This window comes from Streptomyces enissocaesilis, assembly GCF_039533765.1.
In the GTDB taxonomy this organism is placed as follows: Bacteria; Actinomycetota; Actinomycetes; order Streptomycetales; family Streptomycetaceae; genus Streptomyces; species Streptomyces enissocaesilis.
In genome coordinates, this window is the sequence record NZ_BAAAUD010000113.1 from 18,177 (window position 1) to 41,617 (window position 23,441).

Annotated in this window: 23 protein-coding genes and 1 pseudogene; 16 read left to right on the plus strand and 8 right to left on the minus strand. The window is 72.5% G+C overall.

Annotated elements, in window-relative coordinates; all coding sequences use genetic code 11:
- Positions 1-46: 46 nt before the first annotated feature.
- Positions 47-862 carry a PhzF family phenazine biosynthesis protein gene (locus ABD374_RS33645; protein ID WP_344500789.1) on the minus strand — a complete coding sequence of 272 codons (816 nt, stop codon included), beginning with the start codon at positions 860-862 and terminating at the stop codon, positions 47-49.
- 138 nt (positions 863-1,000) lie between these two features.
- On the opposite strand from ABD374_RS33645, the gene ABD374_RS33650 reads away from it, so the two are divergent.
- The 4 genes from ABD374_RS33650 (at position 1,001) to ABD374_RS33665 (ending at position 4,476) form a co-directional block, all read left to right on the plus strand.
- Positions 1,001-1,591, plus strand: coding sequence for a PadR family transcriptional regulator (locus tag ABD374_RS33650; protein WP_344500791.1), 591 nt, complete (start codon positions 1,001-1,003; stop codon positions 1,589-1,591).
- Positions 1,592-1,758: 167 nt separating this feature from the next.
- Positions 1,759-2,301, plus strand: a complete 543-nt coding sequence (locus tag ABD374_RS33655; RefSeq protein WP_344500793.1) for a Clp protease N-terminal domain-containing protein — start codon at positions 1,759-1,761, stop codon at positions 2,299-2,301.
- 40 nt (positions 2,302-2,341) lie between these two features.
- Positions 2,342-3,343, plus strand: coding sequence for an EamA family transporter (locus ABD374_RS33660; protein WP_344500795.1), 1,002 nt, complete (start codon positions 2,342-2,344; stop codon positions 3,341-3,343).
- Between the two features lie 161 nt (positions 3,344-3,504).
- Entirely contained in the window at positions 3,505-4,476 is a 972-nt protein-coding gene (locus ABD374_RS33665) for a DMT family transporter (RefSeq protein WP_344500797.1), read from the plus strand.
- 114 nt (positions 4,477-4,590) lie between these two features.
- Here ABD374_RS33665 and ABD374_RS33670 read toward each other — a convergent pair whose 3' ends face one another.
- The gene (locus tag ABD374_RS33670) at positions 4,591-5,253 is read right to left on the minus strand and encodes a pyridoxamine 5'-phosphate oxidase family protein (RefSeq protein ID WP_344500799.1); all 663 of its coding nucleotides are present in this window, start codon (positions 5,251-5,253) and stop codon (positions 4,591-4,593) included.
- Between the two features lie 35 nt (positions 5,254-5,288).
- Here ABD374_RS33670 and ABD374_RS33675 point away from each other — a divergent pair, with 35 nt between their 5' ends.
- On the plus strand, positions 5,289-6,623 hold the full coding sequence (locus ABD374_RS33675; protein WP_344500801.1) for an aminotransferase class I/II-fold pyridoxal phosphate-dependent enzyme: 1,335 nt from the start codon (positions 5,289-5,291) through the stop codon (positions 6,621-6,623).
- Here ABD374_RS33675 and ABD374_RS33680 read toward each other — a convergent pair.
- A complete protein-coding gene (locus tag ABD374_RS33680; RefSeq protein WP_344500803.1) occupies positions 6,614-7,630 on the minus strand; it encodes a DMT family transporter in 1,017 nt (338 codons plus the stop codon). The genes ABD374_RS33675 and ABD374_RS33680 overlap by 10 nt on opposite strands.
- A gap of 74 nt (positions 7,631-7,704) precedes the next feature.
- On the opposite strand from ABD374_RS33680, the gene ABD374_RS33685 reads away from it, so the two are divergent.
- A complete protein-coding gene (locus tag ABD374_RS33685) occupies positions 7,705-8,613 on the plus strand; it encodes a LysR family transcriptional regulator (protein WP_344500804.1) in 909 nt (302 codons plus the stop codon).
- A 149-nt stretch (positions 8,614-8,762) separates the two neighbouring features.
- Here the strand turns inward: ABD374_RS33685 and ABD374_RS33690 are convergent, their stop codons facing one another.
- The 3 genes from ABD374_RS33690 to ABD374_RS33700 form a co-directional block, all read right to left on the minus strand.
- On the minus strand, positions 8,763-9,233 hold the full coding sequence (locus tag ABD374_RS33690; protein ID WP_344500805.1) for a Rieske (2Fe-2S) protein: 471 nt from the start codon (positions 9,231-9,233) through the stop codon (positions 8,763-8,765).
- Positions 9,234-9,314: 81 nt separating this feature from the next.
- Entirely contained in the window at positions 9,315-11,429 is a 2,115-nt protein-coding gene (locus ABD374_RS33695; RefSeq protein WP_344500807.1) for a prolyl oligopeptidase family serine peptidase, read from the minus strand.
- A 201-nt stretch (positions 11,430-11,630) separates the two neighbouring features.
- Positions 11,631-12,602 (minus strand): hypothetical protein, encoded by a 972-nt coding sequence (locus ABD374_RS33700; RefSeq protein ID WP_344500809.1) that lies wholly within the window; start codon positions 12,600-12,602, stop codon positions 11,631-11,633.
- 328 nt (positions 12,603-12,930) lie between these two features.
- Between ABD374_RS33700 and ABD374_RS33705 the strand changes: the two genes are divergently transcribed.
- The 8 genes from ABD374_RS33705 to ung all read left to right on the plus strand — a co-directional run bounded on the left by ABD374_RS33705 (position 12,931) and on the right by ung (position 21,118).
- The gene (locus ABD374_RS33705; protein WP_344500811.1) at positions 12,931-15,195 is read left to right on the plus strand and encodes a heavy metal translocating P-type ATPase; all 2,265 of its coding nucleotides are present in this window, start codon (positions 12,931-12,933) and stop codon (positions 15,193-15,195) included.
- Between the two features lie 40 nt (positions 15,196-15,235).
- Positions 15,236-15,487 (plus strand): metal-sensitive transcriptional regulator, encoded by a 252-nt coding sequence (locus ABD374_RS33710; RefSeq protein ID WP_344500833.1) that lies wholly within the window; start codon positions 15,236-15,238, stop codon positions 15,485-15,487.
- A 149-nt stretch (positions 15,488-15,636) separates the two neighbouring features.
- On the plus strand, positions 15,637-16,545 hold the full coding sequence (locus ABD374_RS33715; protein WP_344500813.1) for a HipA family kinase: 909 nt from the start codon (positions 15,637-15,639) through the stop codon (positions 16,543-16,545).
- Entirely contained in the window at positions 16,542-16,928 is a 387-nt protein-coding gene (locus tag ABD374_RS33720) for a DUF3037 domain-containing protein (RefSeq protein WP_344500815.1), read from the plus strand. Before ABD374_RS33715 ends, ABD374_RS33720 begins: the two co-directional genes overlap by 4 nt.
- Before the next feature lie 164 nt (positions 16,929-17,092).
- Complete coding sequence (fabG, locus tag ABD374_RS33725; RefSeq protein WP_344500817.1) at positions 17,093-17,854, plus strand: 3-oxoacyl-ACP reductase FabG; 762 nt, start codon at positions 17,093-17,095, stop codon at positions 17,852-17,854.
- Positions 17,855-17,898: 44 nt separating this feature from the next.
- A complete protein-coding gene (locus ABD374_RS33730) occupies positions 17,899-18,666 on the plus strand; it encodes an SDR family oxidoreductase (RefSeq protein WP_344500819.1) in 768 nt (255 codons plus the stop codon).
- A gap of 119 nt (positions 18,667-18,785) precedes the next feature.
- Positions 18,786-20,366, plus strand: a complete 1,581-nt coding sequence (locus ABD374_RS33735; RefSeq protein WP_425577424.1) for an ABC transporter substrate-binding protein — start codon at positions 18,786-18,788, stop codon at positions 20,364-20,366.
- A 68-nt stretch (positions 20,367-20,434) separates the two neighbouring features.
- Entirely contained in the window at positions 20,435-21,118 is a 684-nt protein-coding gene (gene ung, locus ABD374_RS33740) for a uracil-DNA glycosylase (protein WP_344500823.1), read from the plus strand.
- A 9-nt stretch (positions 21,119-21,127) separates the two neighbouring features.
- Here the strand turns inward: ung and ABD374_RS33745 are convergent, their stop codons facing one another.
- Entirely contained in the window at positions 21,128-21,541 is a 414-nt protein-coding gene (locus ABD374_RS33745; RefSeq protein ID WP_344500825.1) for a DUF3224 domain-containing protein, read from the minus strand.
- 112 nt (positions 21,542-21,653) lie between these two features.
- Between ABD374_RS33745 and ABD374_RS33750 the strand changes: the two genes are divergently transcribed.
- Positions 21,654-22,631 carry a helix-turn-helix transcriptional regulator gene (locus tag ABD374_RS33750; RefSeq protein WP_344500827.1) on the plus strand — a complete coding sequence of 326 codons (978 nt, stop codon included), beginning with the start codon at positions 21,654-21,656 and terminating at the stop codon, positions 22,629-22,631.
- An 80-nt stretch (positions 22,632-22,711) separates the two neighbouring features.
- Positions 22,712-23,188: a hypothetical protein gene (locus tag ABD374_RS33755; RefSeq protein WP_344500829.1), complete on the plus strand. Its 477-nt coding sequence runs from the start codon at positions 22,712-22,714 to the stop codon at positions 23,186-23,188.
- A gap of 45 nt (positions 23,189-23,233) precedes the next feature.
- On the opposite strand, the pseudogene ABD374_RS33760 reads toward ABD374_RS33755, so the two are convergent.
- Positions 23,234-23,441: pseudogene (locus ABD374_RS33760) on the minus strand (hypothetical protein); the annotation flags it as partial.

Sequence of the window (23,441 nt, forward strand, 5' to 3'; positions counted from 1 at the left end):
GTTCCGTACGGGACGTCCGGTACGCCCCTTCGCGCCGCCGGCGCTGTCAGGCGAACAGCTCGCCGTCGATGACGGTGACGGCCCCGCCGGTCAGCAGGGTGCGGTCACCGCGCAGTGACACGGCGACGAGGCCGGAGCGGGCGGAGGCCTGGAGGCCGGTCAGCTCGTCGCGGCCGAGGCGGGCCGACCAGAACGGGGCGAGGGCCGTGTGCGCGCTGCCGGTCACCGGGTCCTCGTCGACGCCGACCCGGGGGAAGAAGCAGCGCGAGACGAAGTCGTAGCCGCGGGAGGGGTCCTCGGCGGCGGCCGTGGCGATGATGCCGCGCCCGGAGTGGGCCACGAGGGCGGCGAAGTCGGGCGTGAGCGCCCGTACGGCCGACTCGTCGGCCAGCTCGACCAGCAGGTCGCCGATGTGCGGCCCGGTGTCGTGGGCCGAGAGGACCTCGGCGCCCAGCGCCTTGCTCACGCCGTCGGGGACGGGCGTTCCGGTGAGCGGCGCGGTCGGGAAGTCGAGGGTGTAGGCGCCGCCCTCCCGCACGGTGGTGGCCAGGATGCCGCAGCGTGCCGAGAAGCGGACGGTGCCGGTCGCGGCGCCCGTGGTGTGCAGGACGTGGGCGGTGGCCAGGGTGGCGTGGCCGCACATGTCCACTTCGGCGGTGGGGGTGAACCAGCGCAGCGCCCAGTCGGCGTCGCCGCCGGCGGGAAGCGGGTGGGCGAAGGCGGTCTCGGGGTGGTTCACCTCGGCCGCCACCCGCTGGAGCCAGGCGTCGTCGGGGAAGCCGCCGGAGTCCAGCAACAGGACTCCGGCCGGATTTCCGGCGAAGGGGCGGTCGGTGAAGGCGTCGACGATTCGAATCCGCATGGCCATGAACGTAGCGGCGGGGTGAAGCCGCAGGCCAAGGCCAATTTCGTACGACTGGCTCTTTAACGCTTGGCGGAAGAGTAGTTCCGATATATCGTTGAAGCATCGCGACAGGTCACCGATGGAAGGAGCGCGGCGATGCGTTCACATGGACACGGACATGGAGACTGCGGGCCCGGTCATCGCGGCCGGGGTGATTTCGAGGGGCGGCGCGCCGCGTTCGGTCCCTTCGGGCCGCCGTTCGGCGGGCCGTGGGGCGGCGGACGCGGCCGGGGCGGGCCCCGGGGCCGGGCGCGGCGCGGCGACGTACGCGCGTCGATCCTGGCGCTGCTGGCGGACCGTCCCATGCACGGCTACGAGATGATCCGGGAGATCGGCGAGCGCAGCGGCGGGGCCTGGCGGCCGAGCCCCGGCTCGGTCTACCCGACGCTCCAGCTGCTCGAGGACGAAGGGCTGATCGTCAGCGAGAGCGAGGGCGGCAAGAAGCTGTTCACCCTCACCGACGCGGGGCGTACCGAGGCGGAGGCCGGGCCGCGGGCTCCGTGGGAGGAAGCCGGGCGGGGCATCGACTGGGAGAACGTGAACGAGATCCGGCAGGCCGGGTTCGGGCTGATGGAGGCGTTCGGCCAGGTCTGGAAGACCGGATCGGCCGAGCAGCGGCAGAAGGCTCTCGCCGTCATCAACGAGTCCCGCAAGAAGCTCTATCTGATCCTCGCCGACGAGGACTGAGGACCGAGAGGGCGGGGGATCCCGGCGTCTCGCATCGGGTTGTCCGGGTTTCCCTGTTCTCATCCGTGAGGAGGAGGACTCGCGCGGGGTTGCCCACCTTCTGTCGGATGCGTAAATGCTTCCTGCCGGGGATGCCGCCGACGGCGGCGGCTGATGAGGTGGGAGGTGTGCAAAGCCGTACCCCACGGGTTCCTCAGCAACCTGCTCCTCGGCCCGCTCCTTCCTGCGCAGACATCGAAGCCGGGCTCACCGCGGAGCTCGCCTCGGTGGTAGCGGGTGCGCGCAGGCGGGCGCTGCGGGACGGCGACCGGCAGATCGACACCGCGCATCTGCTGCACTCGGTGATCGAGACCGACCCCGATGTCAGGGCGGCGTTCGACGGCGGCCCGCAGGTCGCCAGGGTGCTCGGTTACCTGGTGCAGCGCAGCATCGGTTACGGGCTGCGCTGGCAGGGGGCGGTGGAGGACTCCGGCGCGGCGCCCGGGGCGGGGGAGACCGGAGTGGCGGGCTGGTCGCCCGCCGCTGTCGCGGCCATGGCGGGTGCGCTGGGGCGTGCCGCGGCGCGCGAGGACCGGCGGGCCCGCGGCCTCGACCTGCTCGCCGTGCTCGCCGCGGAGCCCGGCTGCCGGGCGGCGGAGGTGCTCCGGCGGGCCGGTGTCGACACGCAGCTGCTGGCGGGGCGCCTGCACGGAGAATCCCGTCAGGTGTGACGGAGATGAAGCTCCTGACCCCACCTGGCATGATGTGCCGATGCAAGCGTCTCAGGGGAGGAGCGCCGGCCTGGGACTTGCCCTGGCATCGGCGTTCGCGTTCGGTGGTTCGGGTGTCGCGGCCAAGCCGCTGATCGAAGCGGGGCTCGACCCGCTGCACGTGGTGTGGCTGCGCGTGACCGGAGCCGCGCTCGTCATGCTGCCCGTGGCCTGGCGCCACCGCGCCCTGCTGCTGCGCAAGCCCGCTCTGCTCGCCGGTTTCGGCCTGCTCGCGGTCGCCGGTGTGCAGGCCTTCTACTTCGCCTCGCTGTCCCGGATCCCGGTCGGCGTCGCCCTGCTCATCGAATACCTCGCCCCCGCGCTCGTGCTCGGCTGGGTGCGCTTCGTGCAGCGCAGGCCGGTGACGCGCGCCGCGGCGGTGGGTGTGGTGCTGGCCGTCGGGGGCCTGGCCTGCGTCGTCGAGGTGTGGGCGGGGCTGAGCTTCGACGCGCTCGGGCTGCTGTTCGCGCTCGGCGCCGCCTGTTGCCAGGTCGGCTACTTCGTCCTGTCCGACCAGGGCAGCACCGGTGACGACGCGGCCGACCCGCTCGGCGTCATCGCGTACGGACTGCTCATCGGCGCCGCGGTGCTGACCCTCGTGGCACGCCCCTGGGGCATGGACTGGTCACTGCTCGCGGGGAGTGCGCGGATGGGCGGGGCGGACGTGCCGGCCGCGCTGTTGCTCGGCTGGATCGTACTGATCGCCACCGTCCTCGCGTACGTCACGGGCGTGGTCTCGGTGCGCAGGCTGTCGCCGCAGGTGGCCGGTGTGGTCGCCTGCCTGGAGGCGGTCGTCGCGACCGTACTGGCATGGGTGCTGCTGCGCGAGCACCTGTCCGCGCCGCAGATCATCGGCGGAGCCGTGGTGCTCGTCGGTGCCTTCATCGCCCAGTCGTCGGCGCCCAGGGCGCCGAGCGGGCCCGTCGCGGGCGGGCTCACCGGGGCGGGCGCGGATCTCCGGCATGCGGACGGGGAGTTGTCCGCCGAGCGGACCGCGCCGTAGGGTGACGATCATGCATTCGACTGTGCTTCCGCCTCCCGCCGCGTAACGCGGGCGGCACTGCCGAAGACGAAGACCGGGCTCGGGCAGTCCCCGAGCGGTTCGTCGCTGCCCGCGTGCGGAGCCGAGCGACCACCTGTCCCGTCTTCACGCGGAGAAGTCACGTGTCGAAATCTTCCTGTCCTTCCTCGGGCCTGCCCGTCCGGCGTGGCCTGGTCTACCTGATCGTCGCCGGAACGGCCTGGGGCACCGCGGGAGCGGCCGCCTCGCTGACCTTCCTGGCCAGCGACCTCGGACCGCTCGCGCTGTCCTTCTGGCGCTGCGTCGGCGGCCTGGTGCTGCTCCTGGCCGCCCGTGCGCTGCGCCGTCGCCCGGCCGCCGCGCCGGTGGCGTCCGCCGAGCCCCGCAGGCGGCGGGTGACGCGCGTCCTCGTCACCGGTCTGGGACTCACGGTCTTCCAGAGCGCCTACTTCGCGGCCGTCCAGGCCACCGGGCTCGCCGTCGGCACCGTCGTCACCATGGGCGCGGCGCCGGTGCTGATCGCGCTGGGGGCGCGACTGGCCATGGGGGAGCGGCTGGGACGCGCCGGGGCGCTCACCGTGGTGGGTGCGCTCGTCGGGCTCGCCGTGATGGTGCTGGGCGGCGGCGGTACGTCGGTGCGGCCCGTCGGCGTGTTCTTCGCGCTGCTGTCTGCCGCCGGGTACGCCGCCATGACGCTGCTGACGCGCCGGCTCGGGCGTGACGGGGGCGGGGCCGACCCGTTCGCGACGACCGCGTGGGCGTTCGCGATCTGCTCGCTGTGCCTGCTGCCGTTCGTGGCCGCCGAAGGGCTGCTGCCGCACACCGACGACCCGGTGCGGGTGGTGTGCCTGCTGGTGTACGTGGCGGCGGTGCCGACGGCGCTCGCGTACGCCCTGTACTTCGCGGGGGCGGCGGTCGTCCGGTCCGCGACCGTCTCGGTGATCACGCTGCTCGAACCGGTGAGCGCCACCGTCATCGCGGTCGTCCTGCTGGGCGAGCACCTGGCGCCGGCCACCGTGGCGGGGACGCTGCTGCTGCTCGCCGCGGTGGCGGGTCTCGCGGTCGCGGAGGCCAGGACCGCCGCGCCGGGCCGGCGGGCCGCCGTTCTCGCGTAGGGGGCTCGCGCGTACGGGGGCGGGCCGTGCCGGTCCGGGTCCGGAAGTCGGTGGACGCCTTCGCGGGCGCCCGCCGGCTTCCGGTACGCGGCGGACGGTTCTCCGTACGGTCCCTCAGAGGGTGGTGAGGTAGTCGGGCAGGGCGACGGCCGGATCGAGGCCGTCCGCCGGAATCGGCGCGCCGTAGCCGCGGACGAGCGGGACGACACCCGTCCAGTGGGGGAGCGAGGCGTCCTCGGGCTCGTCGTTGGGGCCGCCGGTGCGGACCTTCGCGGAGACCTCCTCCAGGTCGAGGCGGATCACGGCGGTCGCGGCGAGCTCCTTGGCGTTGGCCGGGCGCGAGTCGCAGGAGCGGCCGGGGACGACGTGGTCGACCAGCGCGTCCAGGGCGGTGCGGCGCTCCTCCTCGTCCACGACCTCGTGGGCGATGCCGTGGACCACCACGGAGCGGTAGTTGATGGAGTGATGGAAGGCGGAGCGGGCCAGGACGAGGCCGTCGACGTGGGTGACGGTCAGGCAGACGGCGAGGCCGGGATCGCTCTGGCCGGCCATGCGCAGGGGGCGGGAACCCGTGGAGCCGTGCACGTAGAGGCGGTCGCCGATCCGGCCGTAGAGCGTCGGCAGGACGACCGGGGCGCCGTCGCGGACGAAGCCGAGGTGGCAGACGTAACCCTCGTCGAGCAGCGCGTGCACCAGCTCGCGGTCGTAAGAGGCGCGCTCCCGTGAACGCGTCGGGACGGTGCGCTCGGAAGGCGTGTAGGAGCTGGTGTCCGGCATTGCTTTCTCCATTGCACTAGTGCATAGTAAACTTTGTGCTAGGAGAATATCGGATCAGTGGGCGGCGCGCATCGGAGATTGCCGCGAGCGTGGAGCGCGCGGTGGGTTCCGGGGAGCTTTCGCCCGGCCAACTGCTGCCGCCGATGCGGGAGTTGGCGGGTGAGCTCGGAGTCAATCCGAATACGGTCGCGGCCGCGTACCGCACCCTGCGCGAGCGCGGGGTGATCGAGACGTCCGGTCGCCGCGGCAGCCGGGTGCGTCCCCGCCCGGCCAGTACGGCGCGCGAGTCCATCAGGGCCGACGTACCGCCCGGCGTGCGCGACCTGAGCCGGGGGAACCCCGATCCCGCGCTGCTGCCACCGCTGCACGACGCGTTCGCCGCCGCGGCGCGGCACGGCGCGCGGCGGCCCGGACTGTACGGAGAGGAGCCCGTGGACCCGGACTTCGGGCGGCTCGCACGGGCCGCGTTCGACGCGGACGGGGTGCCGCAGGGCCCGGTCGTGGTCACCTCGGGGGCGCTGGACGCGATCGAGCGCGTACTGGCCGCGCATCTGAAGCCGGGTGACGTGGTCGCGGTCGAGGACCCGGGATGGGGCGGTCTGCTCGACCTCGTCCCCGCGCTCGGGCTGCGCGCCGTACCGGTCGCGCTCGACGACGACGGGCCGCTGCCCGGCGAGGTCGAGCGGGCGCTCCGGAGCGGCGCCCGGGCGCTCGTCGTCACCGACCGGGCGCAGAATCCGACCGGCGCGGCGGTGGGCGCCGCGCGCGCCGAGGAGCTGCGCGCGGTCCTGGCGGCATACCCCGGGGTGCTGCTCATCGAGGACGACCACGGGCACGCCATCGTCGATCTGCCGCTGCGTCCGCTCGCGGGCGTGACGGACCACTGGGCGTTCGTGCGGTCCGTCGCGAAGGCGTACGGGCCGGACCTGCGCCTCGCGATGGCGACCGGCGACCCGGTCACGGTGGACCGGGTGGCGGGACGCCAGCGGCTCGGCCCCGGCTGGGTCAGCCGGCTGCTCCAGCGTGCCGTCGTGGACCTGTGGGAGACGGGCGCCGTGGACGTCCGCGCCGTCTCGCGTGCGTACGCCGGGCGGCGGGACGCGCTGGTACGGGCGCTGGCGGAGCGGGGGATCGAGGCGCACGGGCGCAGCGGCCTGAACGTCTGGGTGCCGGTGGCGGACGAGACGGGGGCGGTGGCGCGGCTGCTGCACTCGGGGTGGGCGGTCGCGCCGGGCGCGCGGTTCCGGATGTCCGCGCCGCCCGGCGTACGCCTGACCGTCTCGGCGATGACGGCGCGTGACATCGGTCCGGTCGCCGACGCCGTCGCGTCGGCGACCGGACCTCCGCCGGCGGCCAGGCACTACGCCTGACGTGCCGTGCTGCCGCGTCGGCTCCGGCTGCCGCCCCGGGCCCGGCTCTGGGTGAGTGCGGCGCCCGCGAGGACGACGAGGGCGCCGACCGGAGTGTTCCAGCTGAGGTGCTCGCCCAGCAGGGTGACGCCCGCGACGGTGGCGATCACCGGGACGAAGTACGTGACCATCTGTGCGGTCGTCGGGCCGATCTCGGCGACCAGACCGTACTGGACGAGCATCGCGAGGCCGGTCCCGAGGGCGCCGAGGGCCACCACCGCGAGCAGCGGAACGACCGGGAACGAGCCGGGCACGGTGGTGAACAGCGGCGTGACCACGGCCAGCTGGACGGTGCCGAGGAGGAGCTGCGCACCGGTCATGGAGAGGGCGGAGCCGCCGCTGCCCGCGAGGGTGCGGCGCAGGTAGATCCAGCCGACCGGGTAGCTGAGGGCGGCCAGCAGGGCCATCACCGTTCCGCCGAGGTCCAGTCCCGAGAAGCCCTGCCAGACGCCGAGCACGGTCAGTACGCCGATGAAGCCGAGGCCGAGTCCCGCGACGCGGCGGCGGGTCGGGCGGTCCTCCGAGAACGCGACCACCGAGAGCGCCATGCCCCACAGCGGCGAGGTGGCGTTGCAGATGCCGGCGAGCGTCGAGGGGATCGTCAGCTCGGCATAGGCGAAGAGCGAGAACGGCAGGGCGTTGAGGAAGAACGCGGCGACGGTGAGATGGCCCCAGGTCCGGGCGCCGCGCGGCAGCCCCACCCGCTTCACGGCCATCGCGACGGCGAGGACGGCCGTACCGAACACCAGGCGGCCGAGAGTGACCTGGAAGGGTGCGTACGCCTGCGTGCCGACCTTGATGAGCAGGAAGCTGAAGCCCCAGATGAGCGCGAGCACCGCGAAACGGATGCGCCAGTCCAGCGCGGGGCGGCGGACGGGCGCGGGAGGGCCGTCGGGGGCGACAGGGGCGCTGGAGGTGGTGTCGGGGATGGCGGGCGGTGCGGCGCGAAGTGGGGAGGCGGGGCTCATGGTGCTCACTCTGGATCGTTCAACCTCTTAGAACAAGCGAGATTTAATGAATCCCATCGCTTAGCATCGCTTACATGTTGAATCTGGAGCGCCTGCGTACGCTCGATGCCCTGGCCCGGCACGGCTCGGTCGGCGGTGCGGCCGAGGGCCTGCACGTGACGACCTCCGCGGTCTCCCAGCAGATGGCCAAGCTGGAACGCGAGGTCGGTCAGCCCCTGCTCGCCAAGAACGGCCGGGGTGTCCGCCTCACCGACGCCGGGCGACTGCTCGCCGACCACGCCGCCCGCATCCTCTCCCAGGTCGAACTGGCCCAGTCCGACATCGAGGCACAGCGGGGCCGCGTCGTCGGGGACCTCGCGGTGGCCGCCTTCCCCACGGCCGCCCGCGGTCTGCTGCCGTCGGCCCTCGCGGCGCTGCGCGCCGGACATCCTCAACTGCGGGTGCGGATGCGGGAGATGGAGCCCGCCGATTCGGTACGCGCCGTCCTGCGGGGCGATTTCGACCTGGCCGTCGTGCTCGACTGGTACAACAAGCCGCTCTCCATGCCCGAAGGACTCGCGAAGCGGGAGCTGCTCCACGATCCCGCCGACGTCGCCGTGCACGTCGACCACCCCCTCGCCGGCCGGGCCGCGGTGGACCTGGAGGAATTCGCCGACGACGAGTGGGTCACCTGGGCGGAGGGCGAGTTCTGCCACGAGTGGCTGATGTTCACGCTGCGCGGCAAGGGTGTCGAACCCCGGATCGGGCATGTCGCGGAGGAACACGCCACCCAGCTCGCGCTGATCGCCGAGGGGCTCGGGGTGTGCGTGGTACCCCGGCTGGGGCGCGGGCCCGTGCCGGACCGGGTGCGCGTCCTACCGGTGCGGCACCCGATGCGGCGGCACGTGTACGCCGTCTGGCGCGCCGACGCCGACCGGCGGCCTTCCATCCGTGCGGCGGTCGACGCGCTGGTCACGGCGGGCGCGGGAGCGGTGGGGCAGTGACGTGACCGGTCCGGTCCGTACGGACCGGACCGGACCGGACCGGACCGGTCGCTGCCGGCGGTCACGGCCGGCCGGTTGCCCTTCCCCGGCTGCGCCGTCCGCCGTCAGTGGTCCGTCGTCCGCCGCCCGCCGCCCGTGGTCCGTCCGGGTCAGGCGAGGGTGATCGCGTCGCCCTCGACCTTGATGGCGGCGCCGGGCAGCGGCTGCTTCGCCGGGCCGCCCTTCACGCTGCCGTCCGAAGCATCGAACGTGCTGTTGTGGCAGGGGCAGTTGATCGTTCCGTTCGAGACGTCCTTGACCGCGCAGCCCTGATGGGTGCACTTCGACGAGAACGCCTTGAACCGCCCCGCGGTGGGCTGCGTGACGACCAGCCCCTGGTCGGCGAAGACCTTGCCGCCGCCCACCGGGATGTCGGTGGTCCTCGCGAGTACGGCGCCCGCGCCGTCGCCCGCGCCACTGCCGCCCGTACCGCCCACCGGCTCCTCGACCGCGGTGCCGGCCGGGCCGTCACCGCCGGAGCCGCCGCACGCCGTCAGCGCCGCTGCGGCTCCGGCGGCGCCCACCGCGACGACGACCGTACGGCGGCCGATCAGCCGCACTGCCTCCTGAGACCTCGTCATGCCGGCACTCTCCTTCGACGACTGGCCGCGCGTTGTCGGACGCGGTTGTACGGGGTGGTACGGGGGAGCGGGCCGCGCTGTTCAGCACCCGAGCGACTTCTTCAGGAAATCGAGTTCCAGCAGCAGCAGTCTGTCCGCGACGCCCTCCTCGGTGACGAGGTGGCCCGACCCGGGCAGCGGCAGGACGGTGTGCGGCCGCCCGGCGGCGAGCAGCGCCGCCGAGAAGCGCACCATGTGGGCCGGCAGCACGTTGTCGTCCGCCATGCCGTGGACCAGCATCAGCGGCCGCGTCAGCTTGCCGGCGTGCTCGACCAGTGAGCAGCGTTCGTAGTTCTCGGGCAGGACGCCGGGGTGGCCGAGGTAGCGCTCCTTCCAGTGCGTGTCGTAGAGCCGAAGATCGGTGGGGGCCGCGCCCGCGACGGCCGCGTGGAAGACGTCGGGGCGGTGCAGTACGGCGCCCGCCGCCAGATAGCCGCCGAAGGACCAGCCCCGGATCCCCACCCGCCCCAGGTCGAGGTCGGCGCAGTACCCGGCCGCCGCGTGCAACGCGTCGACCTGGTCCTCCAGTACGGGCGTCAGCTGATCGCCGTGAACGCTCTTCTCCCATGCGACGCCGCGCCCCGGCGTACCGCGCCCGTCCGTCATCAGCACGGCGAACCCCTGCTCGGCCCACCACTGGCCCACGGCCGCCCACCACGCGCGGGCCCTGACGGCCAGCTGCACCCCGGGGCCGCCGTACGGGCTGAGCAGGACGGGCAGGCCGCCCGCCCCCGGCTCGTGCCACGACGGGAGGAAGAGCAGGCTGCGCAACTCGCGCTGGCCGAGCGAGAGACGGACCGGCCGGGGCGTGACCAGCGGCTCCTCGGCGCGTACGGCGATGTGTCCGGCGGGCTTGCCGTCGCGCAGGACGGTCACGGTGTGCCCCTCGGGCGTCAGGCTGTCGAGTACGACCGTGCCGCCCCCGGCGGCGGCCGTGTGGACGCCGGGCCCCTCGCTCAGCCGGACGAGACCCGAGTCCGGTCCGTACGACCAGACGTGGACCTCCGTCGGCTCGTCGCTCGCGGTGAAGAGGACCCGTTCGCCGAGGGTGCACAGCACTTCGCGCACGTTCAGTCCGGGCGGCGTGATCGCACCGTGCCCGGCCGTCCTCAGGCCCCGGACGTCGCCTCCCGGCGGCACGAACGCCAGGACGGGGGAGCCGGCGGCCGTGCGCGTCGGGGCGCCGGGGACGAACTCCAGCCATGCCCCGTCGCGCTGCATGTGCAGCAGCGAGGTCTCACCGGTCGCCGGGTCGATGCCCATCAGGTACGCCGTGCGCTGGTCCCTCGTCTGTACGTTCACGAACGGGCCGGCGGCGTCCCACCCCGCCGTGACGACGTACTCGAAGGCCGTGTCCGTCCACCGGCCCCGCACGTGGTGCTCCGGGTCGGCGGCGGCGGGTGTCCGTACCGCGACACGTTCACCGTCCACTCGTACGACGTGCATCGTAGTTTCAGCATTGGCCGTTCCCGCCGCCGGATACGGGAACGCCCGCGGTGCGTTCCCGGGACGCGCGGGATCAGCGAGGTGCCACCGCTGCACCATCGAGGTGTCCACGCGCGCGACGAGCAGCGCGTCGCTGTCCGGCGACCACCAGTGGCCGCGCATCCGGCCGAGCGACTCCGCCGCCACATGGTCCGCGAGCCCGTACGTCACGTCGGCGTTCTCGGGAGCGGCCAGCAGCCGGTCCCCGGTGCCGTCGGTGCGCACGACGCGCAGGGCGCCCCCGGTGACGTACGCGACGAGCGTTCCGTCCGGGGAGGGCCGCGGGTCGACAGCCGGGCCCGCCGTCGGGACGCGGCGCGGGGCGGTTCCGTCCCCGTCCGTCCGTACGGTCCAGAGCTCGCCCCCCAGGGCGTACGCCACGACGCGGACCTCGCGGTCGGTCGCGTACGCCACCACGCCCCGGGACGTCTCGCGGGCCCGCTCCCTGCGGACCCGCTCCGCCTCGGGAACGACGCCGGCGTCCCGGGGCCCGGCCAGCACCCGCTCGCTCCCGTCCTCGTACAGCCACAGCCTGCTGACCGGGTCGTCACCCGCGTCCGACCGTACGAACAGCACGCGCCCGCCGTCGGGCGAGACGGTGAAACGACGGGGGACGCCGAGCGAGAAGCGGCGCGTACGGGCGAACTGGCGAGGAAAACCCTGGGCGTTCATCCGGGCACCCTAGGCGCGCGGATGTGTGAGCGAGAACTCCGCGACCGGGCGGTGGCCCGGGGAGGCGCTCTCCGGCGCCGCAGTGCCCCGGACCGGCACGGGAACTCCGACTCGGCCTCGAAGCGGGTGTCCGGCCGGGGGTCTCGGGCCTGCGCGCATCTCCGGGCGGCACGGCCGGTGGGCCGGGACCGCGTGACCGGCTCAATGCCTGTGGCCCGGCGGTTCCTGCTCGTGCTGGTCGGCGGCCGGCTCGGGGTCCCCGGCACCCTTCCCCTTCCCGGCCTCGACGGTGAAGGCGGCGGTGCGGACTTCGCCCTCGTGCTGGAAGTCGAGGAAGAGCCGGTACGTCCCCGCGCTCGGCGCTGTCGCCGTGAAGGAGACCTCCGGGCCGGGCTGGGTGGTGCCGTCGCCGGGTTCGCCGTTGGGGTGGACGTGGAGATGGGCGAGGTCGCCGGAGCGCAGGGCGACGAGGTGGCCGTACGCGCCGAGGTAGGGCTGGAGGTCGGTGACCGGCCTGCCGTCCTTGGCGACGTTCAGCTGAAGCTCACCGCTCCTTCCGGGGCGCAGTCCGCCGGTGAGGGTGACCTCGTATCCGTCGACCTCGGCGGTGGTGGCGGGAGCGGGCAGGGGAGCGGGAGCGTACTCGCCGGAGACGGCGAGGTCGGCGCCGAGCGTCACTCCCGCAGCGCCCTTCTTCGCGGGCTTGAAGTCGGCGAAGGCCCGGTAGCCGCCGGCCGCGGGCAGGCCGGCGGACGTGCTCCAGGTGCCGTCCGCGGCGCGCGTCGGGTGGAGATGGCGGTAGACGGTCAGGTCGCGCGAGGCGACGATGAAGTGCAGCTCCTTGCCGTGTTCGCGCTCGTACGCGGTGACCTTCCGGCCGTTCTCGTCCTGGATGGAGAAGCGGAGCTTCGTGCGGTCGCCGGCGGCGACCCGGGGGGTTTCGAGGGCGAGGGTGTAGCCGCCCTCCGAGATCTGCAGGCCACCGGCCGGCGCGGTCCGGTGCTCACCGTGCCCGCCGCCTTCGGTGGCTTCCTTCTCCTTCTCGTGCGCGTCGTGCGCCGCGGGCTGTTCGTCGCCGACGACGGGATCGACGCCCTTGCCCACGCCGTACGCGGTACCGAACGTCGCGGCGAGCGCGGCGGCGAAGGCAGTGATCTTCAGGCCCGTGTTCATGGCGGTCTCCTTGGGTGTACGGGCCGCGATGAGAGCGGCTTATGCATTTCACGATACCCCCTAGGGGTATGTAGTCAACCTTGGTCCGGCGCTTGCGCCGCATGGGGGAGGGGGGTATACATGAACCCATCGAAGATACCCCTAGGGGGTATGAAGGTTCTTCGGAGGAGGTCGTCATGTCGACGTACGCGACCGTCTGCGCGATCGACGGGATCCGCAGCGGCCACCGCCGAACCCGACGACGCTCTGATCGCGCAGAAGGCCGACGAGGCCGGATACGACTTCATCGGCCGCGCCCGGCCCCCATCCACCACCCCGAGGAGCAGACGTGACCACCACCACGGCCACCACCGGCGCCGAGGTCGAACTCGCCATCGGCGGCATGACCTGCGCCTCGTGCGCGGCGCGTATCGAGAAGAAGCTGAACAGGATGGACGGTGTCGAGGCCACCGTGAACTACGCCACCGGGAAGGCGAAGGTCACCTACCGGGGCGACGGCGTCTCCGTACATGACCTGATCGCGACGGTGGAGGCCACCGGCTACACGGCGAAGGAGCCGGTCCCGGTACGGGCGGCCGGGGAACCCGGCGCCGGAGAGGCACCGGCGGCGGACGAGGAGCTGCGGCCGCTGCGTCAGCGACTGGTCACCGCGACGGTTCTTGCCGTGCCGGTCATCGCGATGGCGATGGTCCCCGCGCTGCAGATCGAGTTCTGGCAGTGGCTTTCGCTGACGCTGGCCGCTCCGGTCGTCACGTACGCCGCCCGGCCCTTCCACCGCGCCGCGTGGACCAATGCCCGGCACGGCGCGGCGACGATGGACACGCTGATCTCGGTCGGCACGTCGGCGGCGTTCCTGTGGTCGCTGTGGGCGCTGTTCTTCGGGACGGCCGGCACCCCCGGCATGACCCATCCCTTCGAGCTGACCATCTCGCGCAGCGACGGCGCCGGGAACATCTACCTGGAGGCGGCGGCCGGTGTCACCGCCTTCATCCTGGCCGGGCGTTACTTCGAGGCCCGCTCCAAGCGCAAGGCGGGCGCCGCCCTCAGGGCCCTCCTCGAACTCGGCGCGAAGGAGGTCACCGTCCTGCGTGACGGCCGTGAACACCTGATCGCCACGGCGGACCTGCGGGTCGGGGACCGTTTCCTGGTCCGCCCGGGTGAGAAGATCGCGACCGACGGCACGGTCGTCGAGGGCACCTCCGCCGTCGACGCCGCGATGCTCACCGGCGAGTCGGTGCCGGTCGAGGTCGGCGCGGGTGATGTCGTCACCGGCGCCACCCTCAACGCCGGGGGCCGCCTGGTCGTCGAGGCCACCCGCGTCGGCACCGACACCCAGCTCGCCCGGATGGCCAGGCTGGTGGAGGACGCCCAGAACGGCAAGGCCGCCGCCCAGCGCCTGGCCGACAAGATCTCCGCCGTCTTCGTCCCGGTCGTCATCGCCCTGGCGCTGGGCACGCTCGGTTTCTGGCTCGGCAACGGCTCCGGCCTGACCGCCGCGTTCACCGCCGCCGTGGCCGTCCTGATCATCGCCTGCCCCTGCGCGCTGGGCCTGGCCACGCCGACCGCTCTGATGGTCGGTACCGGCCGCGGCGCCCAGCTCGGGATCCTGATCAAGGGCCCGGAAGTCCTGGAGACCACCCGCAAGGTCGACACGATCGTCCTCGACAAGACCGGCACCGTCACCACCGGCAAGATGACCCTGCTCGCCGTCCACACCGCCCCCACCACCACCGAGGCCGAGGTACTGCGCCTGGCGGGCGCCCTGGAGCATGCCTCCGAGCACCCCGTCGCCCGGGCGGTGGCCACCGCGGCCGCCGAGCGCGTCGGCACCCTCCCCACGCCCGAGGACTTCGCGAACGCACCCGGACTCGGCGTCCAGGGCGTCGTCGACGGGCACGCGGTCCTCGTCGGCCGCACCCAGCTGCTCACCGAGTGGGCCATGACCCTTCCCGTCGCACTGGAGCGGGCCAAGGCGGCGGCCGAGGCGGCCGGACGTACCGCGATCGCGGTGGCCTGGGACGGCGAGGCCCGCGCCGTGCTGGAGGTCGCCGACGCGGTCAAGGACACCAGCCCGGAAGCCGTCCGCCGGCTGCGGGCCCTGGGGCTCACCCCGATCCTGCTCACCGGCGACAACCGGGCCGTGGCCGAAACCGTCGCCCGCGAGGTCGGCATCGACGAAGTGATCGCCGAGGTCATGCCCGAGGACAAGGTCGACGTCGTCAAGAAGCTCCAGGACCGGGGCCGCAGCGTGGCCATGGTCGGCGACGGCGTCAACGACGCCGCCGCCCTCGCCCAGGCCGACCTCGGCCTGGCCATGGGCACCGGAACCGACGCCGCCATCGAAGCCGGCGACCTCACCCTCGTACGAGGAGACCTGCTCGCCGCCGCCGACGCCATCCGCCTCTCCCGCAGGACACTCCGCACCATCCGCTCGAACCTCTTCTGGGCCTTCGCCTACAACGTGGCCGCCCTGCCGCTGGCCGCGGCGGGCCTGCTCAACCCGATGATCGCCGGCGCGGCCATGGCCTTCTCGTCCGTCTTCGTCGTCGGCAACTCCCTGCGCCTGCGCGGTTTCAAAGCCGCCACCGGCTGAGGAGCCCCCGGCGGCCGGTTGCGGACAGAGCGAGGACGACATCGTCAGACGGCTGCCCCGCGTCGAAGGACAGGTGCGCGGGCTCCGGCGGATGCCCGAGCAGGACACGTACTGCGTCGACGCCCTCACCCAGGTATCCGCGGCCGACACCGCACTCCGGTCCTGCGCCGTGGCCCCGCTCGGCGAGCACCTCGACTGCTGCGTCACCGAGGCCATCGTGCAGGGCGGGGACCAGGCGCCGGCCAAGATCGGCGAAGCCTCCCAGGCCATCGCCCGGCTACTCCGGTCGTAGAGGCCGAGACACAGAGGTACGGACAGGGGCGAGGGGCGTGGTGCCCGGTCGGGTGATCTTCCGGTCGCGCGGGCCGCCCCTGCCGGAACCGCGCGGTCATCTGCCCGCTCCGTGGATCGTGAAGCTCAGCGCCCCGATAGCCTGGGAAAATGCTGACAGAAGTCACCGCGACCCGTTACGTCACGCCCCTGCGTGAGGGCGGCTCGCTCCCGGGGATCGTCGAGGCCGACGATTTGGGTACGTACGTCATGAAATTCACCGGCGCGGGGCAGGGCCGCAAGACCCTGGTCGCCGAAGTCGTCTGCGGGGAACTGGCCCGCAGGCTCGGGCTGCGCGTCCCCGAATTGGTCACCATCCAGCTCGACCCGGTCATCGGTCTGGCCGAACCGGACCAGGAGGTCCAGGAACTGCTCAAGGCGAGCGGCGGGCTGAACCTCGGAATGGACTACCTGCCCGGCTCGATCGGCTTCGACCCGCTCGCGTACGAGGTGGATCCGGCCGAGGCGGGCCGGGTGGTGTGGTTCGACGCGCTGATCAACAACGTCGACCGCTCCTGGCGCAACCCCAACATGCTCGTCTGGCACGGGGACCTCTGGCTCATCGACCACGGCGCCACCATGATCTGGCAGCACAACTGGCCGACCGCCCGGAGCGCGTCCGCGAAGCCGTACAACGCCTCGGACCACGTCCTCGCGCCCTTCGGTCCCGACGTCGCGGCCGCTGCCGCCGAGCTCGCGCCGCTGGTCACCGAGGAACTGCTGACCGAGGTCGCCGCCGAGGTGCCGGCCGAATGGCTGGTCGACGAGCCCGGTTTCGAGAGCACCGAGGCGCTCCGCCGCGCGTACGTCGACGCGCTGCTGCCGCGCGCCGCGACGATCCACGACCGGATCACCCTCGGCGCGCCGACCAGGGACAGGCCGTCGCAGGCTCCCGGCTGGCTGGCGGACCGCCTGGCGCCGCAGCCGCACGCGTCCGGTCGGGACGAGCAGGGCGAGCAGGGCGAGCAGGCGGGGCAGGACAAGCAGGCCGAGCGGCCCGAGAAGGACGGCGGCAAGTGAGCACCGAGCGAAACGTCTTCGAATACGCGCTGGTGCGCGTCGTGCCGCGCGTGGAGCGCGGCGAAATGTTCAACGCGGGCGTGCTCGTCTACTGCCGCGCCAAATCCTTCGTCGCCGCCAGGACCCACCTGGACGAGGCCAAGCTGAAGGCGCTGGATCCCGGCGCCGACGTGGCGGGCGTACGGGCCGCCCTGCGCGCCGTGGAAGGCGTCTGCGGAGGCGGGGAAGGGGCCGGGCAGGCGGCGGGCGACGACGCGGGGCGACGCTTTCGCTGGCTGATCGCGCCGCGCAGCACCGTCGTACAGCCCGGCCCCGTGCACACGGGGCTGACGGCCGATCCGGAGGCCGAGGTCGGGCGTCTGCTCGACCTGCTGGTGCGGTGATCCGCGCTACTGATTCCGCCGGTCGCTCCTCGGACCGTTGACACCGCGTGCCATCGCTTCTAGCGTCACGTCTGCTGAAGCTACTAAGCGGTTGCTCAGTGATCGGGAACTCACTCTCGGTCGACCTGGCCGAGCGGCCGCACCCGAGGGCGAGGAGAACCAGCATGTCCACCACCGAGCAGCGCGTCGCGATCGTGACCGGGGCGGCGCGCGGCATTGGCGCCGCCACCGCGGTCCGACTGGCGGCAGAGGGCCGCGCCGTCGCCGTACTCGACCTCGACGAGGCCGCGTGCAAGGACACCGTCGAGAAGATCACCGCGGCGGGCGGCACCGCCCTCGCCGTCGGCTGTGACGTCTCCGACGGCGCCCAGGTCGAGGCCGCCGTCGCGCGTGTCGTCACCGAGCTCGGTGCGCCGACGATCCTCGTGAACAACGCGGGCGTCCTGCGCGACAACCTGCTCTTCAAGATGAGCGAGTCCGACTGGGACACCGTGGTGAACGTGCACCTCAAGGGCGCGTTCCTGATGGCCAAGGCGTGTCAGAAGCACATGGTGGACGCCAAGTTCGGACGTATCGTCAGCCTCTCCAGCTCCTCGGCGCTCGGCAACCGGGGCCAGGCGAACTACTCCGCCGTCAAGGCCGGTCTGCAGGGCTTCACCAAGACCCTCGCCAAGGAACTCGGCAAGTTCGGCATCACGGCCAACGCCGTCGCGCCCGGCTTCATCGTCACCGAGATGACCGCGCAGACCGCCGCCCGCGTGGGCATGGACTTCGAGGAGTTCCAGGCCGCGGCCGCCACCCAGATCCCGGTGCAGCGCGTCGGCACGCCGGACGACATCGCCAACGCCATCGCCTTCTTCACGGGCGAGGCCGCCGGCTTCGTCTCCGGCCAGGTCATGTACGTCGCCGGCGGCCCGCTCAACTGACGCCGCTCGACTGTCGCCGCTCAACCGAGGAGGGACTGAGGAACATGGCTGCTGGGGCAGAGGTACGGGACAGCGGGAAGGTCGCGCTCATCACGGGCGCGAGCCGCGGCATCGGTTACGGCGTCGCCGAGGCGCTCGTCGCCCGCGGCGACCGGGTGTGCATCACCGGGCGCGGCGAGGACGCGCTCAAGGAGGCCGTGGAGAGGCTCGGCGCGGACCGGGTGATCGGCGTCGCGGGCAAGGCCCACGACGAGGCGCACCAGGCGATCGCGGTCGAGCGCGCCATGGAGGCGTTCGGGCGGGTCGACTTCCTGATCAACAACGCCGGCACGAATCCGGTCTTCGGGCCGATCGCCGAGCTGGACCTGGGCGTCGTCCGCAAGGTCTACGAGACCAACGTGGTCTCCGCGCTCGGGTTCGCGCAGCAGACCTGGAAGGCGTGGCAGAAGGAGAACGGCGGGGCGATCGTCAACATCGCCTCGGTCGCCGGCATCTCCGCCTCGCCCTTCATCGGCGCGTACGGCATGAGCAAGGCGGCCATGGTCAACCTGACCCTCCAGCTGGCGCACGAGTTCGCGCCGACCGTACGGGTCAACGCGATCGCGCCCGCCGTGGTGAAGACCCAGTTCGCCCAGGCGCTCTACGAGGGCCGCGAGGCGGAGGCCGCCGCGGCGTACCCGCTGGGACGGCTCGGTGTCCCCGAGGACATCGGGGGAGCTGCCGCCTTCCTCACCTCGGACCAGTCGGACTGGGTCACGGGACAGACTCTGGTGGTCGACGGCGGGATCTTCCTGAACGCCGGCGTCGGCTGAGTCGCTTTACTCCGCTTTTACTCTGGATTGTTCACAAGTGCCCTGCCAGGTCTGCCCGTTGACCCGGCAGGGCGCTGCGGTATGGTCTGCCGACCCATGGCTGATCGAGGAGCGTGCACGTGTTCAACCGGACCAGACGTCTGCAGCCCGTTGCAGCCCTTGCGTCCATATCCCTGCTGACCGGATGCGGGATGTTGTCCGGTGATCAGTCCGATACGGAGCAGAAGCTCGCCGTCGGTACGACGAGCACGCCCAGCACGCTCGATCCGGCCGGTGCGTGGGACGGCTCCTGGGAGCTGTACCGGAACGTCTTCCAGACGCTGGTCAGCTACCCCGTGGGCAGCTCCGCACCGGAGCCCGACGCCGCCGAGAAGTGCTCCTTCACGGACGGCTCGAACAAGGTGTACAGCTGCACGCTCCGCGAGGGCCTCGTCTTCTCCGACGGGACCGAGCTCGACGCCGCGGCCGTGAAGCACTCGATCGACCGCATTTCCGCGATCGGCGTGAAGGGCGGCCCCAGCGGGCTCCTGAGCAGCCTGGACAGGGTCGAGACGAGCGGCGACCGGAAGATCAGTTTCCACCTCAACAAGCCGGACGCCACCTTCCCGTTCGTTCTCGCGACGCCCGCGATGTCCCTCGTGAGCCCCGCGGACTACCCGAAGAGCAAGCTCCGCGAGGACAACGGACTGACCGGTTCGGGTCCGTACACCCTCGCGTCGTACAAGCCGGACAAGACGGCCGAACTGGTGAGGAACCCGAAGTACGACGGGTTCGCCGAGCTCAAGAACGATGCCGTCACGATCCGCTACTTCAAGGACTCCGCCGTGATGGTGGAGGCGCTGAAGAAGAAGGAGATCGACGCGACGTTCCGCGGTCTGACCGCGGAGCAGGTCATCGACCTGCAGGACCAGCCGAAGGAGAAGGAGCTCCAGGTCGTCGAGGCCGTCGGCGCCGAGATCCGCTACCTGGTGTTCAACCCCAAGGACCCGGCCGCACGCAACCCGGCGGTCCGCCGGGCCGTCGCCCAGGTGATCGACCGGGGCGCTCTCGTCGAGAAGGTCTACAAGGGCACCGCGGAACCCCTCTACTCGATGATTCCGAACGGTGTCGCGGGCCACGCGACCAGTTTCTTCGACACCTACGGCGAGCCGAGCGCGCCGAAGGCGCGGAACATACTGGCCGAGGCGGGCATCACCGAGCCCGTCCCGCTCACCTTCTGGTACACCTCCGACCGGTACGGATCGGCCACCGCACTGGAGTTCGCCGAGCTGAAGCGGCAGCTGGACGCGTCCGGACTGTTCCGGATCACGCTCAAGCACCGTCCCTGGAACACGTTCCAGAAGGGTTATCAGAAGGGCGAGTTCCCGGTCTTCGGCCGCGGCTGGTCCCCCGACTTCCCGGACCCGGACAACTTCGTCGCTCCCTTCGTCGGCGAGGAAAACGCCGTCGGTACGCCGTACGAGACGCCCGAGATCACGGCCAGCCTGCTGCCGAAGACGCGGCAGGAGAGCGACCGCGCCGCGGTGGGCGAGCAGTTCGGGCGCGCCCAGGAGATCCTGCTCAAGGACGTCCGCCTGCTGCCGCTGTGGCAGGGCAAGCTGTACGTCGGCGCCTCCGACGACATCGCGGGCGCCGAACGGGCGCTGGACCCGCAGACGATCATGCAGGTGTGGCAGCTGCACAGGAAGACCAGCTGGTAGCGGCCGCTGTCAGTGGCCGCGGGTAGGTTCTCCGGTGAAGAGCTGATCGCTTACCGGAGGTTGTTGACGTGACCGACACCGACATGCTGCCCGAGTCCTGGCGCGGCGTCCTCGGAGACGAGCTGCAGAAGCCCTATTTCAAGGAGCTCACCGAGTTCGTCGAGAAGGAGCGGGAGAACGGGCCGGTCTACCCGCCGCGCGAAGAGGTCTTCGCCGCCCTGGACGCCACGCCGTACGACCGGGTGAAGGTCCTGATCCTCGGACAGGACCCCTACCACGGCGAGGGGCAGGGCCACGGCCTGTGCTTCTCGGTGCGGCCGGGTGTCAGGGTGCCGCCGTCCCTGCGGAACATCTACAAGGAGATGAACGCGGAGCTGGGCACCCCGGTCCCGGACAACGGATATCTGATGCCGTGGGCGGAGCAGGGCGTCCTGCTGCTCAACGCCGTGCTGACCGTGCGGGCCGGCGAGGCCAACTCCCACAAGGGCAAGGGGTGGGAGAAGTTCACGGACGCGGTGATCCGCGCCGTGGCCTCGCGGCCCGACCCGGCGGTCTTCGTGCTCTGGGGCAACTACGCGCAGAAGAAGCTTCCGCTGATCGACGAGGAGCGGCACGCGGTGGTGAAGGGCGCGCACCCCTCGCCGCTGTCGGCGAAGAAGTTCTTCGGGTCCCGCCCCTTCACGCAGATCAACGAGGCGGTCGCCGCCCAGGGCCACCAGCCCGTCGACTGGACCCTGCCGAACCTGGGCTGACCGGCCCGGTCATCCCAGGACGTAGGCGAAGGTGTACGGGACGGCCGGTTCGCCGTGGTGCGCGGTGAAGCCGCCCGTCCCGCTCAGCCCGGCGAGCCCGCCGGTGCCCGAGCCCGGCACCACCTCGAAGGTGCAGCGGACCGAGCCGTCGTCGCCGAAGGCGCCCCGCTCCTCGACGGCGAACGTCCCCTCGCGGCCGGCCACCGAGCCGCTGATCAGCTCGTAACCGGTGAAGACACCGGTCTTCCCGGTCACGTACGCGATGGAGTACGCGCACGAGGTCGCGGCGGCCTCGATGACCCCGGTGAACGCGTTGGTGACGCAGGCGCGGGCCAGCCCGGGGCCCTCCTGCGCCCCGGCGACCGGGTGCTCCTCCCAGCCGGTGAAGGTGAAGCTTCCGGTGGCCTGCGTCTGTACGGACATGGAGGTTCCTCTCAAGATCCGGGAGTCCGGCGCGAGACTCCTCGCGCTCCCGGGAACCAGCCTCCCGTCCGTACCTGCCACCTTCTGTCAGGTACGGGGGCAGACTTGGCCCGTGCGCGCCGACCGACTGCTCTCCCTGCTCCTCCTGCTGCAGAACCGCGGCCGGATGACCGCGCCCGAACTGGCCCTCGAGCTGGACGTCTCCGTCCGTACCGTCTACCGGGACGTCGAGGCGCTCGGAGCGTCCGGAGTGCCGGTGTACGCCGACCGCGGTCCGGCCGGCGGCTACCGTCTGATGGACGGCTACCGCACCCGGCTGACCGGCCTGACGGGCGACGAGGCCGAATCACTGCACTTCACCGGCATGCCCGGGGCGGCGGCGGAGCTGGGCCTGGCGGCCGACCTGGCGACGGCGCGGCTCAAGCTGGGGGCCGCGCTGCCCGACGGTCTGGGCGAGCGCACCCGGCGCGTGCAGGAGAGGTTCCACCTCGACGCCCCCGCCTGGTTCCGTGACGCCGACCCCACGCCGTACCTCGCGGAGGTCGCCGGGGCGGTCTGGCGGCAGCGGATGCTGCGCGTCCACTACCGGAGCTGGCGCGGCGACGTGCACCGCGGACTGGGGCCGCTGGGCGTCGTGCTCAAGGGCGGCAACTGGTACCTCGTGGCGAGCGCGGGGGAGTCGGTCCGTACCTACCGGGTGTCGCGGATGCTCGCCGTGGAGACGCTGGAGGATCCCTTCGAGCGGCCGGCCGGGTTCGACTTGGCGGCGTACTGGCAGGAGAGCTCGCGCCGGATGGAGGCCGGGGTGCTGCGCGGCGAGGCCCGGCTGCGGGTGTCCCCGCGCGGCATGAGGCTGCTGCCCGTGCAGTGCGGGGCGGCCGGTGCGGAGGCGGTGCGGGCCGCGGGGCCGCCGGACGAGGAGGGGTGGGCCGAGACCGTACTGCGCGTCGAGGCGCTGCCCGTGGCGCTGGGGGACCTGCTGCGGCTGGGGCTGGAGATCGAGGTGCTGGGCCCGCCGGAACTGCGCGCGGAGGTGGCCCGCACGGTCACCGGCCTGGCTCAGCGGTACCAGGGCGCAGCCCGAGCCTGAGCCCGATTGTCAGTGGCGGGGTCTAGCGTCGGGACCGTCGGTATTGGCCGGGCGTGTGCGGGCGACAGGAGAACACGGCGATGGAGCAGCAGGAGATGTCCGAGGACGCCACGATGGTCCGGATCGGGCAGGCGGTCATGCTTCTCCACGCCGGCGACCGCGAGGAGGCGCGCAACCGCCTCGGTGAGCTGTGGGCGGAGGTCGGTGAGGACGGGGACCCGTTCCACCGCTGCACGCTCGCGCACTACATGGCGGACACGCAGGACGACGCCGGTGACGAACTGGCCTGGGACCTGAGGGCGCTGGCCGCCGCCGACGGGCTGACCGACGAGCGGGTGGCCCGGCACGACTCCTCGGTCGCGGTGCGCGGGTTCTACCCCTCGCTCCATCTCAACCTCGCCGCCGACTACCTGAAACTGCGCCGCCCGGGCGCCGCGCGCACCCATCTGACGCGGGCGCGGGCGGCGTTCGACGCGTTGGGGGACGACGGCTACGGGGATGGTGTGCGGGCGGCTGTCGACCGCCTCGAGCGGAGGCTCTTGGCAGAGGAGGGGTGAGCGGGTGAGCGGGGGAGCGGGGGAGACGCGGCGCGGGTCGGCCCGTCAACGCCCGTACACATCACGGCAGATGCGGGCCTCGGCGCTGCCGGGACGCCAGCCGCCGTACCCCTCGCCGAGCGCGCACACGTCCGTGCCCGCGCCCGTGGCGGGAGTGGGCAGGGAGGGTAGGACGCGCGGCACCACGGGTACGGCCGCCCTGGGGGGCGCGGGGGCGGCGGGAGGCGCGGGAGCGGGCCGCGCCGGGGCGGGG

Excerpts from the sequence above, each read along its gene's own strand:
- ABD374_RS33645 (WP_344500789.1), bottom strand. The coding sequence starts at position 862 with ATGCGGATTCGAATCGTCGACGCCTTCACCGACCGCCCCTTCGCCGGA.
- ABD374_RS33650 (WP_344500791.1), top strand. The coding sequence starts at position 1,001 with ATGCGTTCACATGGACACGGACATGGAGACTGCGGGCCCGGTCATCGC.
- ABD374_RS33660 (WP_344500795.1), top strand. The coding sequence starts at position 2,342 with ATGCAAGCGTCTCAGGGGAGGAGCGCCGGCCTGGGACTTGCCCTGGCA.
- ABD374_RS33670 (WP_344500799.1), bottom strand. The coding sequence starts at position 5,253 with ATGCCGGACACCAGCTCCTACACGCCTTCCGAGCGCACCGTCCCGACG.
- ABD374_RS33680 (WP_344500803.1), bottom strand. The coding sequence starts at position 7,630 with ATGAGCCCCGCCTCCCCACTTCGCGCCGCACCGCCCGCCATCCCCGAC.
- ABD374_RS33685 (WP_344500804.1), top strand. The coding sequence starts at position 7,705 with ATGTTGAATCTGGAGCGCCTGCGTACGCTCGATGCCCTGGCCCGGCAC.
- ABD374_RS33690 (WP_344500805.1), bottom strand. The coding sequence starts at position 9,233 with ATGACGAGGTCTCAGGAGGCAGTGCGGCTGATCGGCCGCCGTACGGTC.
- ABD374_RS33695 (WP_344500807.1), bottom strand. The coding sequence starts at position 11,429 with ATGAACGCCCAGGGTTTTCCTCGCCAGTTCGCCCGTACGCGCCGCTTC.
- ABD374_RS33700 (WP_344500809.1), bottom strand. The coding sequence starts at position 12,602 with ATGAACACGGGCCTGAAGATCACTGCCTTCGCCGCCGCGCTCGCCGCG.
- ABD374_RS33715 (WP_344500813.1), top strand. The coding sequence starts at position 15,637 with ATGCTGACAGAAGTCACCGCGACCCGTTACGTCACGCCCCTGCGTGAG.
- fabG (WP_344500817.1), top strand. The coding sequence starts at position 17,093 with ATGTCCACCACCGAGCAGCGCGTCGCGATCGTGACCGGGGCGGCGCGC.
- ABD374_RS33730 (WP_344500819.1), top strand. The coding sequence starts at position 17,899 with ATGGCTGCTGGGGCAGAGGTACGGGACAGCGGGAAGGTCGCGCTCATC.
- ABD374_RS33745 (WP_344500825.1), bottom strand. The coding sequence starts at position 21,541 with ATGTCCGTACAGACGCAGGCCACCGGAAGCTTCACCTTCACCGGCTGG.
- ABD374_RS33755 (WP_344500829.1), top strand. The coding sequence starts at position 22,712 with ATGGAGCAGCAGGAGATGTCCGAGGACGCCACGATGGTCCGGATCGGG.